We start from the raw sequence: 13,942 nt of genomic DNA on the forward strand, positions 1-13,942 counted from the left end.
TGCACTGGCTAGGACCACTCCACTTGAGTGTGTGACTCAGCGCTCAATCACCAATCGTAACTGAATGAAACGCGCTTGCATGCTGCATCTTATTTCACTAATTCGATGAAGCCAGCTAACCGATTGAAATTTTCAACCTTGCTGCCATTCGACTGCAGCATCTTTGGAATCGCACCCGCAATCTATCAAGTCGCCATATAGGAAAAAGCCCGCGCTCGTTGAAAGCGCGGGCTTTTTGCAAATCTTTGCAAAGTGGCGGCTGCCACCTATCCGTGATTTAGAACGGGATATCGTCATCCATGTCGTCAAACCCCGAAGCTGCACGCTGGGGGGGAGGAGCCATGGGTGCAGGAGCAGGACGCTGCTGCATGGGTGCCGGTGCGGGGCGCTGCTGCATGGGAGCGGGAGCCTGACGGCGGGGTGCTTCGTAGCTGCTTTCGCCATAGCCGTCATCGCTGCCATAGCCGCCTTGCTGCTGACCACCACCCTGGCGGCTGCCCAGCATCTGCATGGCGTCGGCACGGATTTCGGTGGCGTAGCGTTCCTGGCCGGAGGCCTGGTCGGTCCACTTGCGGGTGCGCAGGCTGCCTTCCACATAGACCTGGCTGCCTTTGCGCAGGTACTGGCCCACGATTTCGGCCAGCTTGCCGTTGAAGACCACGCGGTGCCATTCGGTGGCTTCGCGGTTTTCGCCGGTGTTCTTGTCGCGCCAGCGGTCTGTGGTGGCGATGGTCACATTGGCCACCTGATCGCCGCTGGGGAAGGTGCGCATTTCGGGGTCACGACCCAGATTGCCGACGATGATGACTTTGTTGACGGATGCCATAGAGATACCTTTTCAAAAAGTGGCCCGGGCAATTACGAAAGGTCCCGAACCAATGAGCCTCGTATTTTGCCCCAAGCCAGCCATGACGAGCACGGGATTGCCCTATATCCCATCACGGCGATACATGGTGCAGGGGCCACTGCGCACGAGCAGCCGAGCAAGAGCAGCCCCGCTACGAGGGCTGCGTCCCCCTCCGCGCAGCAGAGAGGGGGAAGGCGGGGCCGCCTAGGCGCACAGCGCCTCAGGGGGTGTTGCTGCAAGTCAGTGGCGCCCCAACGGGCGCAGCGGCCAGGTCACGAGCAGCCACAGGGCAACGAGCACGGCCGTCATGATGAACAGGCCCGGCACGCCCGCAAATTTGGCGACTGCACCACCGACAGCGCCACCGGCAAACAGGCCCAGCGACTGCAGCGTGTTGTAGGCCCCCAATGCCGCACCACGCAGCGGCGCCGGAGCCATGCGCGAGACCAGGCTTGGCTGGGTGGCTTCAAGAGCATTGAAGCCGCAGAAAAACAGAAACATCAGCAGCGCCATGCACCAGACCGTCGGAATGGTGCCACTGGCGGCCAGCATGCCCAGACCGATCTGCACGACCAGTACCAGACCGATGGCCCCCAGCAAGGCCTTGCGCAGCTTTCCCTTGCGCTCCATGGAGAACAGCAGGCCCATGGCCAGAAAGGACAGCAGCACGGCCGGCAGATAGATATGCCAGTGCTGCTCCTTGGCCAGACCGGCCTGCACCAGCATGGCAGGCACGGCCACCCACATGGACATCTGCACGGTATGCAGAATGAAAACGCCAAAATTCAGGCGCAGCAGATCGGACTGGCCCAGCAGCTCGCTGAACCGGCCCTTGGGCGCATCGGCATGCTGCCTGGGCTCGGGCGGCACCACCCACAGCACCACGGCAATGCCGGCCAGCGCCAGCGCGCAGGTCAGGCCGAAGATGCCGGACAGGCCGATCCAGGCATTGAGCAGCGGCGCCAGCACCAGCGCCAGTGCAAACATCAGCCCAATGCTGCCGCCGACCAAGGCCATGGCCTTGGTACGCACGCCATCGCGCGTCAGGTCGGCCAGCAAGGCCGTGACAGCGGCAGACACGGCACCTGCGCCCTGAATGGCACGTCCGGCCATCAGGCCGGTCAGCGAGTCGGCCATGGCCGCAATCAGGCTGCCGGCCGCAAACACCAGCAGGCCGGCGACGATGACACGCTTGCGGCCGATACGGTCGGAGGCCAGACCGATGGGCAACTGGAACAGGGCCTGGGTCAGGCCATACAGGCCCATGGCCAGGCCGATCATGGCCGGGTCGTCACCGCCCGGGTATTTGCGTGCCTCCAGCATGAAGACGGGCAGCACCAGGAACAGGCCCAGCATGCGCAGCGCAAAGATCAGCGCCAGGGCGCCGCTGGAGCGGCGTTCCTGGGAGGTCATGGTGGTGGAGGATTTGTCCGTGCCCTGCGTGCCCGCGCTGGGGGAGGTATTGATTTTTTTCACGCTCAGATTTTGCCAAGAGTCAAAGTCTTATGCCCAGGTTAACTAAATCACTGCCGGGCAAAAGAGAGGAAATAAAACCGTAGATTGTCCGTGAACCTGGATCATCTAGTCACGCGCAAGCCCGTCTGACTATCATGGAGAGTTTTCCCCGTCTGGAGCGCCCGTGTCCCTGAAGCCTGATTCGCCCTCTGAAGTCCACGATGACAGCCTCTATCTGGGCCGCTCTCTGGCGCAGACACGCATCGCCATTCGCGGCGCACGCACGCACAACCTCAAGAACATCGATCTGGACATTCCCCGCAACCAGCTGGTGGTGATCACCGGCCTGTCGGGCTCGGGCAAGTCCAGTCTGGCCTTCGATACCTTGTACGCCGAAGGCCAGCGCCGCTATGTGGAGAGTCTCTCGGCCTATGCACGCCAGTTTCTGGGCCGACTGGACAAACCCGACGTCGATCTGATCGAGGGCCTGTCGCCCGCCATTTCCATCGAGCAGAAGGCCACCAGCCACAACCCGCGCTCCACCGTGGGCACGGTGACCGAGATCAACGACTATCTGCGCCTGCTCTACGCCCGTGCCGGCACACCGTTCTGTCCCGACCACAATCTGCCGCTGCAGGCCCAGACCATCAGTCAGATGGTGGACAGCGTGCTGCAGCTTCCCGAGGACACCAAGCTGATGATCCTCGGCCCCCTGGCGCGCGAGAAAAAGGGCGAGTTCGCCGAGCTTTTCGTGCAGCTCCAGGCCCAGGGCTATGTGCGCTTTCGTGTCGACGGGCAGATCTACGATGCACAGTCCCTGCCCAAGCTGGAGAAGAACGAGCGCCACAACATCGATGTGGTGATAGACCGCGTCAAGGTCCGCGAAGACATCAAGCAGCGCCTGGCCGAGAGCTTCGAGGCCGCCTTGCGCGCCGGCGGTGCCGATGCCGGCGGCCGCGTCATCGCGCTGGAGATGGACGGTGGCAAGGAACATCTGTTCAGCGCCAAGTTCGCCTGCCCCCTCTGCGACTACTCCCTGCCCGAGCTGGAGCCGCGTCTGTTCTCCTTCAACTCGCCCATGGGTGCCTGCCAGGCCTGCGACGGTCTGGGCAACAGCGAGGCCTTCGACCCCGACCGCGTCGTGCCCTTCCCGTCGCTGAGTCTGGCCAGCGGCGCCATCAAGGGCTGGGACAAGCGCAACAATTACTACTTCTCCATGCTGGAGAGCGTGGCCAAGCACTATGGCGTGAGCACCGAGACGGCATTCGAGGACCTGCCCGAGAAGGTTCGCGACGTGATTCTCTTTGGCTCGGCCGACGAGTCCATGGAGTTCAACTATGTTTTCGAGAGCGGCGAACGCAAGGGCGAAGCCTTCATCAAGTCGCATCCGTTCGAAGGCATCATCCCCAATATTCAGCGCCGCTTTCGCGAGACCGAATCCCAGGTCGTGCGCGACGATCTGGCCAAGCTGCGCAGCATTCGCAAATGCCCCGAGTGTGAAGGCACGCGCCTGCGCCGCGAAGCGCGCTTTGTGCGCGTGGGCGATGGCGAGCAGGCCCGCTCCATCTATGAAGTCAGCCATGCCACGCTGGCCGATGCGCTGGGCTGGTTCAAGCAGTTGAGCATGGCCGGAGCCAAGGCCGAGATTGCGGACAAGATCGTGCGGGAGATCGCCTCGCGCCTGCTCTTCCTCAACGATGTCGGCCTGTCCTACCTGAGCCTGGACCGCAGCGCCGACACGCTCTCGGGCGGCGAGGCCCAGCGCATTCGCCTGGCGTCTCAGATCGGCTCGGGCCTGACGGGCGTGATGTATGTGCTGGACGAGCCCTCCATCGGCCTGCACCAGCGCGACAACGACAAGCTGATTGCGACACTCGAGCACCTGCGCGATATCGGCAACAGCGTGATCGTGGTCGAGCACGACGAAGACATGATGCGCGCAGCCGACCAGATCATCGACATGGGCCCGGGCGCCGGCGTGCATGGCGGTCGCATCATGGCCCAGGGCAGCTACGAAGACATCAAGGCCTGCCCCGATTCGCCCACAGGCCGCTACCTGAGCGGCGTACAGAGCATTCCCGTGCCCAGGCAGCGCACCGCCTGGCTGCCCGTGCTGCGCAAGGACAGTGAAGCCGAAGCCAGCCAAAGCGCATCGCGCTTTCCCGTCACGGCCGCCAAAAAGCGGGAATCTGCGAGCAAGGCGCGCACCGACCTTCAGGCGCTGACCGTGCAAGGCGCGCGCGGCCACAACCTCAGGAACGTGACGGTGGACTTCCCCGTCGGCCTGTTCACCTGCGTCACCGGCGTCTCGGGCTCGGGCAAATCCACCCTGGTCAACGACACGCTGTATGCCGAAGCGGCACGCCAGATACACCGCGCAGGCACCGAGCCGGCGGCGCATGACGATATCGCGGGCATCGACTATTTCGACAAGGTCATCAATGTCGACCAGTCGCCCATCGGCCGCACGCCGCGCAGCAACCCGGCCACCTATACCGGCCTGTTCACGCCGATCCGCGAGCTGATGGCCGAAACCAATACCGCCAAGGAGCGCGGCTACGGCCCCGGGCGTTTCTCGTTCAATGTCTCGGGCGGGCGCTGCGAAGCCTGCCAGGGCGACGGCGTGGTCAAGGTGGAGATGCATTTTTTGCCCGATGTCTACGTGCCCTGCGATATCTGCCACGGCCAGCGCTACAACCGGGAAACACTGGAAGTGCAGTGGAAAGGCCGGAACATCTCGCAGATTCTGGAGATGACGGTCGAAGACGCCCATGCCTTCTTCAAGGACGTGCCCAGCATTGCGCGCAAGCTGCAGACCCTGCTGGACGTGGGCCTGTCCTATATCCGCCTGGGCCAGAGCGCGACCACGCTGTCGGGCGGCGAGGCCCAGCGCGTCAAGCTCGCACAGGAGCTGTCCAAGCGCGACACCGGCCGCACGCTCTACATCCTCGACGAGCCCACCACCGGCCTGCACTTCGCCGACATCGCCCTGCTCCTGAAAGTGCTGCACCAGCTGCGCGATGCGGGCAACACCATCGTCGTGATCGAGCACAACCTCGACGTCATCAAGACGGCCGACTGGCTGATCGACATGGGTCCCGAAGGCGGCTCGGGCGGCGGCCAGGTCGTTGCCCAGGGAACGCCCGAAGACATCGCAGCCAACCCGGCCAGCGTGACGGGCCGCTACCTCATGCCCTATCTGCACAAGACCTCTGTCAAATCCAAAGCCAAATCGGCCACAAACCAAGACTGATAAAGTGCAAGCAGCTATGCAAACCATAGCTACTTGCAGCGAGGAGAGAAACAATGCAGAAAGATATCTGGGATTTCGTCATCGTGGGGGCCGGCATGGCCGGTGCATCCGCCGCCTGGCAACTGGCGCAGTCGGGTGGCGATACTCCGCCTTCCGTGCTGGTGCTGGAGCGCGAATCCCAGCCCGGCTATCACACTACCGGCCGCTCGGCCGCACTGTTTGAAGAGCATTACGGCCCCGCCCAGGTACAGGCCCTGACCCGCGCCAGCCGCGCCTTCTACGATGCGCCACCGGCCGGTTTTGCCGAAGCTCCCATCCTCACGCCGCGCGGCGTGCTCTATGTGGGCACGGCCGAGCAAAAGGATCTGGTCGATGCAGCCTATGCAGAAGCCACCATCCACTCCCCCGAGGCCCAGCGCCTGAGCGCCGAGCAACTCAAGACCCTGGTTCCCGTGCTCGATACCGAGGTCTTGGTGGACGGTTTTCTGGACACCGGCGCACGCGATGTCGATGTGCACGGCCTGCACCAGGGCTATATCCGCGGCCTGCGCCAGCGCGGCGGCGACCTGTGGTGCAACGCCGAGGTCCAGGCCATCACCCGCGTCAACGACTGCTGGCACATTGCCCTGCCCCAGGGGCTGAGCCTTCGTGCCAAGGTCATCGTCAACGCTGCCGGGGCCTGGGTGGATGTCGTGGCCGCCATGGTGGGTGCGGCTCCCATCGGCATCACGCCCAAGCGCCGCAGCGCCTTCACTTTCCCGGCCCCCGAAGGCATGGATGCCACGCACTGGCCCGCCATCATCAGCGCCGATGAAAACTGGTACATCAAGCCCGACGCCGGCCAGTTGCTGGGCTCACCCGCCAATGCAGACCCCGTGGCACCGCACGATGTCGTGCCCGAAGAGCTGGACATTGCCACCGGCATCTATCACATAGAGGAAGCCACCACGCTGCAAATCCGTCGCCCCTCGCATACCTGGGCCGGCCTGCGCAGCTTTGTCGCCGATGGCGAGCTGGTGATAGGCTGGGATGCCTCGCCCACGCCTGTGCCGGGCTTTTTCTGGGTCGCCGCCCAGGGCGGCTATGGCATCCAGAGCGCCGCCGGCTACAGCCTGCTGGCACGCAATCTGCTGCTCGGCGAAACGCTGGATGCGGCGCTGGCCGCGCAGAAGGTGAATGTGGGGACGGTGTCGCCTGCGAGATGCCAGCGAGTGCATCAGGATTGATAGCGGGTAGCGCTTGATGAGTTTGGGCTATTGCCTGATTTTTGCCTGATTCCCGTGCTGAGGGCGGGTCTCGGCCCGCCGGCCGCCCTTCTTTTCTTGCTCGTGCAAGAAAAGAAGGCAAAAGAACACGTCACGACTATCTGCGTCCCTGCGCTTCGCTACGGGCAAGCCTGCCAAAGCCATGACGAAATCAGGCTCTAGCGCTTATCTGGATTGCAGCAACAGCTATTAATTTTTCAAAGAAGCTATCCCACATTCGGTATTGCACCTTGTGCCCACGCCTGCGAAGGCAGCCTGTTGTGGCGCGCAGTTGCACCGTAGAGTGCAACAGCATCGTCATCACTTTTACGGCAACGTGTTTGAACGCCGTGAGTTTTGCCGAACAGCCACAAGAGGTTGACGGCACAGGTTACCCAGTAGCGTAGCGAAGGGGGCGTGGGCAGTAGGGGCGGTGTTCTATGCCTACTTTCTTGGGGGCGGCCCCCCGCCACCGGCAAGAAAGTGAGTCGGCAAGGCGGGCCGAGACCCGCCCTCTGTCCTGCAATCAGCAGAAAAAACAAAAACGGCCTGCGCCCCAGAGGCACAAGCCGCTTCCCAACCTAGGCGACCTCAGGCCGCCAGTCAAAGCAAGATCAGTTCTCGATCTTGGCGAACTGAACAATCTTCGAGTACTTGGCAATCTCGGTATTGATGTACTTGCCGGCATCCACCTTGGGATCGGCCACCACATTGCCGGTCTCTTCCATCTTCTTGCGGAACTCGGGCGAAGCCATGGTGTCTTCCAGCGCCTTCTTCAGCTTGGCGGCGATGGGAGCGGGCAGGCCCTTGGGGGCCATCAGCGCAAACCAGCTGTTGATGTCCACGTTCTTGAACTGGGGCAGCTCGGACAGGGCCGGAATATCGGGGGTGATGGCCGAGCGCTTGGCTTCGGTCGTACCCAGGGCCACGACCTTGCCGGCCTTGATATGGGGCAGGCCCGAGGACAGCACGAACACGCCGAACTCGATGTTGTTGCCCACCAGGTCGGTGGTCAGCGGCGCAACGCCCTTGTAAGGCACATGGGTCATGTGCAGCTTGCCCTGCTCCTTGACCAGCTCGCCGGCCAGGTGCAGCGCCGTGCCCACGCCGGAGCTGCCGTAGCTGAACTTGTCGGGGTTCTTGGACACCAGGCTCACGAACTCGGCCGCGTTCTTCACGCCGGCCTTGTGCGATGCGACCAGCACCATGGGCTGGGAGCCCACCAGACCGATGGGAGTGAAGTCGCCAATGTTGTACTTCACGGCCTTGTTGATGAGCCTGGCGATGGCCAGCTCATTGTTGGCGCCCACCATGATGGTGTAACCGTCGGCAGGGGCCTTGGCCACTTTTTGCGCACCGATGGCGCCACCGGCACCACCCAGGTTTTCCACCACCACGGGCTGGCCCAGATGCTTGGCCAGGCCGTCGGCCACCAGACGACCGACCAGGTCGGTGCTGCCGCCGGCCGGGTAGCCCACGACCATGGTGATGGCCTTGCTGGGATAGTTGTCGGCGGCGATGGCAGGCACTGCCAGGGCAGCGCCCAGCAGCAGGCCCGCAGCGATGGCGGTACGGCGGAGGATGTTTGTGTTCTGCATGAAACTATTCCGAATCTGTATGAGGCAATTGTCCGAATACGGAGAGAACCTTTCAGTGCCGATCTGGCACATTTCAGTGCCATTTCAGCACATCAAGGTACTCCCGGGCAAATCGAGAGGGAGCAACGTCGTCAGGCGCTCGATACCGGCTGTTGTTTTTCAAGCTTCAATTCTGGCCGCAGGCAAAAAAGGAGTGACTGCTCATTTACTGACCGGTGATATCGGTCCAGAACTGCTCCGCAGCGGTGCTCAGGCGGCGTTTGGGCCGATAGAGCCGCACATCGAAATGCACGTCCAGACTGCCGTCGCCGGCCAGCGCCAGACGACCGTCCTGGCAATCGCGCTGCACCATGGACCATGGCATCCAGGCCACGCCCAGACCCTTGAGCACGTACTCGTAATTGGCATCCGCCGAATCGCATTCGATGCAGCGGCGCAGGCGCGGCCACAGCGGATGGCTGGCCAGATGGTCTTCGGCCAGCCGCCCCAGCGCCATGCTGTGCGAGAAAGCCAGATAAGGCACGGGGCTGGCACCGGGCAGCAGGGCCTGCGCCAGTGCAAACAAGGGCTTGCCTTCGGCATCGGCCCGGGCCACGGGCACCAGCTTGTCGCTCATCACCGTCAGATAGCTGAACTGACGGCCATCCAGCCGCACGGCAATGGCCGCATGGTGATAGAGCAGGGCAAAGCTGACCTCGCCGCGCTGCAGCATGTGCACGGTTTCGTCGAGTGTGCGGGTGACGATGCGCATCTCCGCCGTCTGCAGCACGCTGCCGTAGCGCGCCAGCCAGTCGGCCACGATGGTGCGCGCCAGGGTACGTCCCGTGGCCAGCGTGATCACATGGGCCTGCCGACCAGCCACGGCCTGCAGCTCGTCATGCGACTGGGCCAGGGTACGCACCATCTGCTCGGCGGTGTCGCGAAAGGCTTCTCCGGCCGGGGTGAGACGAACCGGCCCGCCGCCCGCTTCGATCAGCGGCGTTCCAGCCCATGCCTCCAGCGCACGAATGCGCCGGCCGAAGGCGGGATGGGTGACATGGCGCAGCTCCGCCGCACGCGTGAAGCTGCGCTCCTGAGCCAGAAGCAGAAAGTCTTCCAGCCATTTGCTTTGCATGGCCAGAGCCTACCCTGGCTCAGCTCTGGGCTGCAGCCTGCAGCGTGGCGCGCGTGGCGATGGCGGCTTCGCGTGCAGCCTTGGCAAAGTCGTCGCCCTGCCCTGCGTACAGAATGGCGCGCGAGGAGTTGATGATGATGGGCCCGCCGCCGATGCGGGCCGCCTTGACGGTTGCCACGGCATCGCCGCCCTGTGCACCCACGCCGGGAATCAGCAGCGGCAAGGTGGGAGCCACGGCACGCACGCGCTCGATCTCGTTGGGACGGGTTGCCCCCACCACCAGGCCCAGCTGGCCGTTGGTGTTCCAGGGACCCTGGGCCAGCTTGGCCACATGCTCGAACATATGGGGGTTGCCAGGCACATCGGCCAGGACCTGGGCCTGCAGATCGTCACCGCCGGGGTTGGAGGTGCGGCACAGCAAAAAAGCTCCCTTGCCCTCGTACTTGAGATAGGGCGTGATGGAGTCGAATCCCATGAAGGGAGAGAGCGTCACGGCATCGGCGCCATAGCGCTCGAAGGCTTCCTTGGCGTATTGCTCGGCGGTGGAGCCGATATCGCCGCGCTTGGCATCCAGAATCACGGGCACATGGGGTGCCACGCGACGCATGTGCTCCATCAGCTTTTCGAGCTGGTCTTCGGCACGGTGGGCGGCAAAGTAGGCGATCTGGGGCTTGAAGCTGTTGACCAGATCATGGGTGGCATCGACGATTGCTGCACAGAAGTCGTAGATCTTGGACGCATCGCCCTTCATGGCACCGGGAAAGCGGCTGGGTTCGGGGTCCAGACCCACGCACAGCATGGAGTCATTGCGCGTGGACGCGTCGCGCAGCATGTCGATAAAAGTCATAAAGGGGGATTTTAATTGTTCACCCCTTCCAAGCCTTGCCACAGGTTTTGCAGCAAGACGTCAAACTTGGCACACACCAGTGGAGAGACAGCGAGCAAGGGCCTGGGCGGCCCCGCCGCCCCGCAGCGAGGCTGTCGTCCCCCTCCCATAGCGCGCAGCGCGTAGAGAGAGGGGGAAGGCGCGAAGCGCCACAGGGGGAGAAAGTCATCCCGGGGGAGATAATCCAGCCCCATGCCTTCGTTCACGCCCAAACAGCTCATTCTTCTCGTTCTGCTCACCATCGTCTGGGGCCTGAACTGGCCGGTGATGAAGCTCGGCGTGCAGCATTTTCCGCCGCTGAGCTTTCGCATGGTCAGCATGTGGATAGGCCTGCCGATTCTGGCCCTGCTTGTGATCAGCCAGCGCTTGCCGCTGAACATACCGCGCAGCTACTGGGGCCAGCTGGCCAAGCTCACGCTGTTCAATATGGTCCTCTGGCACTGCCTGATCATCATTGCCATCCCCGCGCTGTCCAGCGGGCGCGCGGCGATTCTGGGCTACACCATGCCCATCTTCTCGGCCGTGTTCGGCAGCCTGTTCTTCAAGGACAGGCTGGGCGCACGCGCCTGGGCCGGCGTGGGAGCAGCCTTCGCCGGCGTGCTGCTGCTGCTGTGGCATGAGGTTGGCGCTCTGGGCAGCAAGCCCCTGGGCGTGATGCTGATGCTGATCGCCGCCGCCGGCTGGGCCTGGGGCACGCAGCTGCTGCGCCGTACCGAGGCACCGGTGCCGCTGATGACGCTGTCGCTGTGGATGGTGGCCATCACCACCGTGGTGCTGACCGTGCTGGCCTTTGTTTTCGAGCGCCAGCAATGGCATATGCCCGACCAGAGCGCCCTGGCTGCCATCGCTTTCAATGGTGTGCTGGTGCTGGGCTTTGCCCAGGCCGTGTGGTTCTATCTGGCCCGCAGCCTGCCGCCCGTGGCCTCCACGCTGAGCGTGATGATGATTCCGGTGCTCGGCGTTTTTGTGGGCGCCTGGTGGCTGGGCGAGGTCTTGCACTGGCAGGACTGGACTGCCGTCTGCCTGATGGTGGTGGCAATTGCTTCGGTGCTCTGGCCTGCCAAAAGCAGCCGTTAGTTCGCAGGTGGCTGCGTTTTGCACACGGTGTAGCGCAGCTCGGCCATTCCCGGGCCCATCTGCTGCACGGACTGCAGCTGCAGCACGGGACTCAGTACGCGGCGCGGGAACAAAGGCTTGCCACGGCCCAGAGTGGCCGAACCGATCTGCACAATCACCTCGTCCAGCAGGCCCGCGTCATGGAACTGACCTGCCAGATCTCCACCCCCCACGATCCAGATGTTCCTGTCGCCGGCTGCAGCCCTCATGCCTGCCAGCACGGGCCGCACATCGCCGCTGACAAAACGCACATCGGCTCCCTCTATCAACGGCAGCTGGCGGCTGGAGAAGACCCAGGCAGGCTGCGCATAAGGCCAGGCCGCGCCGGTTTCCCGCTTCACAGCATCAGCGTTGCGGACCATCCACTCATAGGTGGACGAGCCCATGGCCAGCGCACCGACCTGTGCAATAAAGCCCGGATAGCTGGACTCCGTCAGACTGCCCAGGGGAAACAGCCAGTCCAGGGAGTCGTCCTCGGTGGCAAGAAAGCCGTCCAGGCTGGAAGCGGTGTAGTACTGGGTCTTCATGATGGGCTGTAGTTTGCCTTGAAGGCGCTGACTCGGTTGGTTACAGGCCCGCTATCGAGAAAAATCAGTCTCGGTAGCATCCACCATTGCGGCGCTACAGCGCCTCAAAAGGCCTCTTACTGTGCCGGGGGCAGATTCCGTGCCGTGGCCAGCATGGTGGCGCACAGCAGCTCCTGTCCTTCGCGGCAGGAAAACACATCCGCCCGGGCCACTGTCAGCAGCTTGCTGGCCTGGATGACGCGGCCACGTGCCAGCAAGCTCGTGCCATTGGCCGCCGCCAGGTATTTGATGCTGCAGTCGATCGTGGCATTGAACCAGCCAGTCGGCAGCAGCGTCCCTGCCGCCGATACTGCGGCAAAGTCTGCGACGGCAAAGACCGGCGTTGCCTGCAACTGGCCGGGCTTGAAACTCAGACTTTCCTGGTAGGGCAGACAGAGATCGACCTCGCCCGGCTCTATGCGCTCAAAGCGCAGTTGCAGCATCTGCGCCACTGGCATGGACAGCACCAACGCCCTGATATCTCGGGCAAAGTGTTCGTTCTGCGGTGTCATCACTTCCTCCTGCTCCGGCCGGATGAACCGGCCTCGTCACTGCCGCGCGCACGAACACGCGGAAATCCTGGCTTCGAGGCTGGCTGCGGCTCGCGCTCGCCGAACCATGCGATATGTGAAACCAGGTGCTTGCGCAGTGCGCGCCGCTGGGCAATCTCCGCATCCAGTTCGGCAATGCGCTCCGCAAGCCTGGCAATCATCTGGGCTGCCGTCAGTGTCTTGCGACGATAGGCCGGCAGCACTTCGGCGATCTGCGCCAGAGAGAAGCCACATTGCCGCGACATGGCGATGAATCGCAGCTCGCGGATCACGCTGTCATCGAACTCGCGGTAGCCGGATGGGCGCCGACTGGCGGCAATCAGGCCCAGACTCTCATAGTGGCGAATGGCGTGCACGGACACACCCGACAGGCTGGCAAGTTCCGATATCTGCATGGCGACAAGGCTAACAAGCCTGGGGTTACACGAAGGTTGGAAGCCATGGTCACACAGTTTGTCGTCCGTGCTGCGGCCATAAAAAAACGCACCGTGGAACCACGGTGCGTTTTTTGGGGAAAGACTTCCGGGGCGATCAGGCCGCGGCGACTTCCTTCTTGATAGAGCGTGCCTGCATGAACTTGCCCAGTCCGACCACCAGCACGGCGCCCGCTGCAGCAGCGGCATAGTGCAGCCAGGGGTGAGCCATGGTGTAGCCATGCAGCAGGTTGTCGTTGACGATGGTCTCGCCACCCACCCAGCCGATCAGCGCCGCGCCCAGCGTGACGATGACGGGGAAGCGCTCCATGAGCTTGATCATCAGCGTGGAGCCGAAGATCACCAGGGGAATGGAGATGGCCAGGCCCAGGATCAGCAGCACCATATTGCCCTGGGCGGTGGCGGCCACGGCAATCACGTTGTCCAGGCTCATCACCAGGTCGGCGATCAGGATGGTACGGATGGCGGTCATCATGGAGCCATGGCCCTTGGACTCGCCCTCGCCGTCTTCGTCGCCAGTCAGCAGCTGATAGCCGATCCACAGCAGCAGGCAGCCGCCCACGACCTGCAGGAAGGAGAGCTCCAGCAGCTTGGCAGCCACCACGGTCAGCACGATACGCAGCACCACGGCGGCGCCGGAGCCGAACATGATGGCTTTCTTTTGCTGTTCAGGGGGAAGAGAGCGCGCGGCCAATGCGATGACCACGGCGTTGTCGCCGGAGAGGATGATGTTGATCCAGATGATCTTCACCAGGCCGATCCAGAAATCGGCGCTATTGAGCATTTCCATGATGACTCCACTGTTTTGAATATGAAAGCGCCGCATTGCGCGGCGCTTTCTTTTAAGAGTGGAGGCAGTGTAGGGCGCGAAGCCCATC

At 63.1% G+C, this 13,942-nt stretch carries 12 protein-coding genes; 3 read left to right on the top strand and 9 right to left on the bottom strand.

The window, feature by feature from the left end; all coding sequences use genetic code 11:
* Nucleotides 1-277: 277 nt before the first annotated feature.
* Nucleotides 278-826, bottom strand: a complete 549-nt coding sequence (gene ssb / locus NOX35_RS26420) for a single-stranded DNA-binding protein (RefSeq protein WP_003064700.1) — start codon at nt 824-826, stop codon at nt 278-280.
* A 261-nt stretch (nt 827-1,087) separates the two neighbouring features.
* Complete coding sequence (locus NOX35_RS26425; protein WP_256496966.1) at nt 1,088-2,260, bottom strand: MFS transporter; 1,173 nt, start codon at nt 2,258-2,260, stop codon at nt 1,088-1,090.
* A 226-nt stretch (nt 2,261-2,486) separates the two neighbouring features.
* Between NOX35_RS26425 and uvrA the strand changes: the two genes are divergently transcribed.
* Together uvrA and NOX35_RS26435 are read left to right on the top strand one after the other, a co-directional pair.
* Complete coding sequence (gene uvrA / locus NOX35_RS26430) at nt 2,487-5,555, top strand: excinuclease ABC subunit UvrA (protein ID WP_256495273.1); 3,069 nt, start codon at nt 2,487-2,489, stop codon at nt 5,553-5,555.
* A 53-nt stretch (nt 5,556-5,608) separates the two neighbouring features.
* Nucleotides 5,609-6,781, top strand: a complete 1,173-nt coding sequence (locus NOX35_RS26435; protein WP_256495274.1) for an FAD-binding oxidoreductase — start codon at nt 5,609-5,611, stop codon at nt 6,779-6,781.
* A gap of 632 nt (nt 6,782-7,413) precedes the next feature.
* Here the strand turns inward: NOX35_RS26435 and NOX35_RS26440 are convergent.
* The 3 genes from NOX35_RS26440 to pyrF form a co-directional block, all read right to left on the bottom strand.
* On the bottom strand, nt 7,414-8,397 hold the full coding sequence (locus tag NOX35_RS26440; RefSeq protein ID WP_256495275.1) for a tripartite tricarboxylate transporter substrate binding protein: 984 nt from the start codon (nt 8,395-8,397) through the stop codon (nt 7,414-7,416).
* 205 nt (nt 8,398-8,602) lie between these two features.
* Nucleotides 8,603-9,511 carry a LysR family transcriptional regulator gene (locus NOX35_RS26445; RefSeq protein WP_012840359.1) on the bottom strand — a complete coding sequence of 303 codons (909 nt, stop codon included), beginning with the start codon at nt 9,509-9,511 and terminating at the stop codon, nt 8,603-8,605.
* A 19-nt stretch (nt 9,512-9,530) separates the two neighbouring features.
* Nucleotides 9,531-10,358 (bottom strand): orotidine-5'-phosphate decarboxylase, encoded by an 828-nt coding sequence (gene pyrF / locus NOX35_RS26450; protein ID WP_003064718.1) that lies wholly within the window; start codon nt 10,356-10,358, stop codon nt 9,531-9,533.
* 231 nt (nt 10,359-10,589) lie between these two features.
* Between pyrF and NOX35_RS26455 the strand changes: the two genes are divergently transcribed.
* Nucleotides 10,590-11,474 carry a DMT family transporter gene (locus tag NOX35_RS26455; RefSeq protein ID WP_256495276.1) on the top strand — a complete coding sequence of 295 codons (885 nt, stop codon included), beginning with the start codon at nt 10,590-10,592 and terminating at the stop codon, nt 11,472-11,474.
* Here NOX35_RS26455 and NOX35_RS26460 read toward each other — a convergent pair.
* The 4 genes from NOX35_RS26460 to NOX35_RS26475 all read right to left on the bottom strand — a co-directional run bounded on the left by NOX35_RS26460 (nt 11,471) and on the right by NOX35_RS26475 (nt 13,854).
* Entirely contained in the window at nt 11,471-12,040 is a 570-nt protein-coding gene (locus NOX35_RS26460) for a dihydrofolate reductase family protein (protein ID WP_182285097.1), read from the bottom strand. The two genes, NOX35_RS26455 and NOX35_RS26460, sit on opposite strands and share 4 nt — an antisense overlap.
* Before the next feature lie 116 nt (nt 12,041-12,156).
* The gene (locus NOX35_RS26465; RefSeq protein WP_182285098.1) at nt 12,157-12,591 is read right to left on the bottom strand and encodes a PaaI family thioesterase; all 435 of its coding nucleotides are present in this window, start codon (nt 12,589-12,591) and stop codon (nt 12,157-12,159) included.
* Nucleotides 12,591-13,025 carry a MerR family transcriptional regulator gene (locus NOX35_RS26470; RefSeq protein WP_182285099.1) on the bottom strand — a complete coding sequence of 145 codons (435 nt, stop codon included), beginning with the start codon at nt 13,023-13,025 and terminating at the stop codon, nt 12,591-12,593. Before NOX35_RS26470 ends, NOX35_RS26465 begins: the two co-directional genes overlap by 1 nt.
* Before the next feature lie 136 nt (nt 13,026-13,161).
* Complete coding sequence (locus tag NOX35_RS26475) at nt 13,162-13,854, bottom strand: TerC family protein (RefSeq protein WP_182285100.1); 693 nt, start codon at nt 13,852-13,854, stop codon at nt 13,162-13,164.
* Between the last annotated feature and the right edge of the window lie 88 nt (nt 13,855-13,942).

It is taken from the genome of Comamonas sp. C11 (assembly GCF_024496285.1).
GTDB lineage: Bacteria > Pseudomonadota > Gammaproteobacteria > Burkholderiales > Burkholderiaceae_C > Comamonas > Comamonas testosteroni_F.

Coding starts and splice junctions, on each gene's coding strand:
- ssb (WP_003064700.1), bottom strand. CDS start 826: ATGGCATCCGTCAACAAAGTCATCATCGTCGGCAATCTGGGTCGTGAC.
- NOX35_RS26425 (WP_256496966.1), bottom strand. CDS start 2,260: ATGACCTCCCAGGAACGCCGCTCCAGCGGCGCCCTGGCGCTGATCTTT.
- NOX35_RS26435 (WP_256495274.1), top strand. CDS start 5,609: ATGCAGAAAGATATCTGGGATTTCGTCATCGTGGGGGCCGGCATGGCC.
- NOX35_RS26440 (WP_256495275.1), bottom strand. CDS start 8,397: ATGCAGAACACAAACATCCTCCGCCGTACCGCCATCGCTGCGGGCCTG.
- NOX35_RS26445 (WP_012840359.1), bottom strand. CDS start 9,511: ATGCAAAGCAAATGGCTGGAAGACTTTCTGCTTCTGGCTCAGGAGCGC.
- pyrF (WP_003064718.1), bottom strand. CDS start 10,358: ATGACTTTTATCGACATGCTGCGCGACGCGTCCACGCGCAATGACTCC.
- NOX35_RS26455 (WP_256495276.1), top strand. CDS start 10,590: ATGCCTTCGTTCACGCCCAAACAGCTCATTCTTCTCGTTCTGCTCACC.
- NOX35_RS26460 (WP_182285097.1), bottom strand. CDS start 12,040: ATGAAGACCCAGTACTACACCGCTTCCAGCCTGGACGGCTTTCTTGCC.
- NOX35_RS26465 (WP_182285098.1), bottom strand. CDS start 12,591: ATGACACCGCAGAACGAACACTTTGCCCGAGATATCAGGGCGTTGGTG.
- NOX35_RS26470 (WP_182285099.1), bottom strand. CDS start 13,025: ATGCAGATATCGGAACTTGCCAGCCTGTCGGGTGTGTCCGTGCACGCC.
- NOX35_RS26475 (WP_182285100.1), bottom strand. CDS start 13,854: ATGGAAATGCTCAATAGCGCCGATTTCTGGATCGGCCTGGTGAAGATC.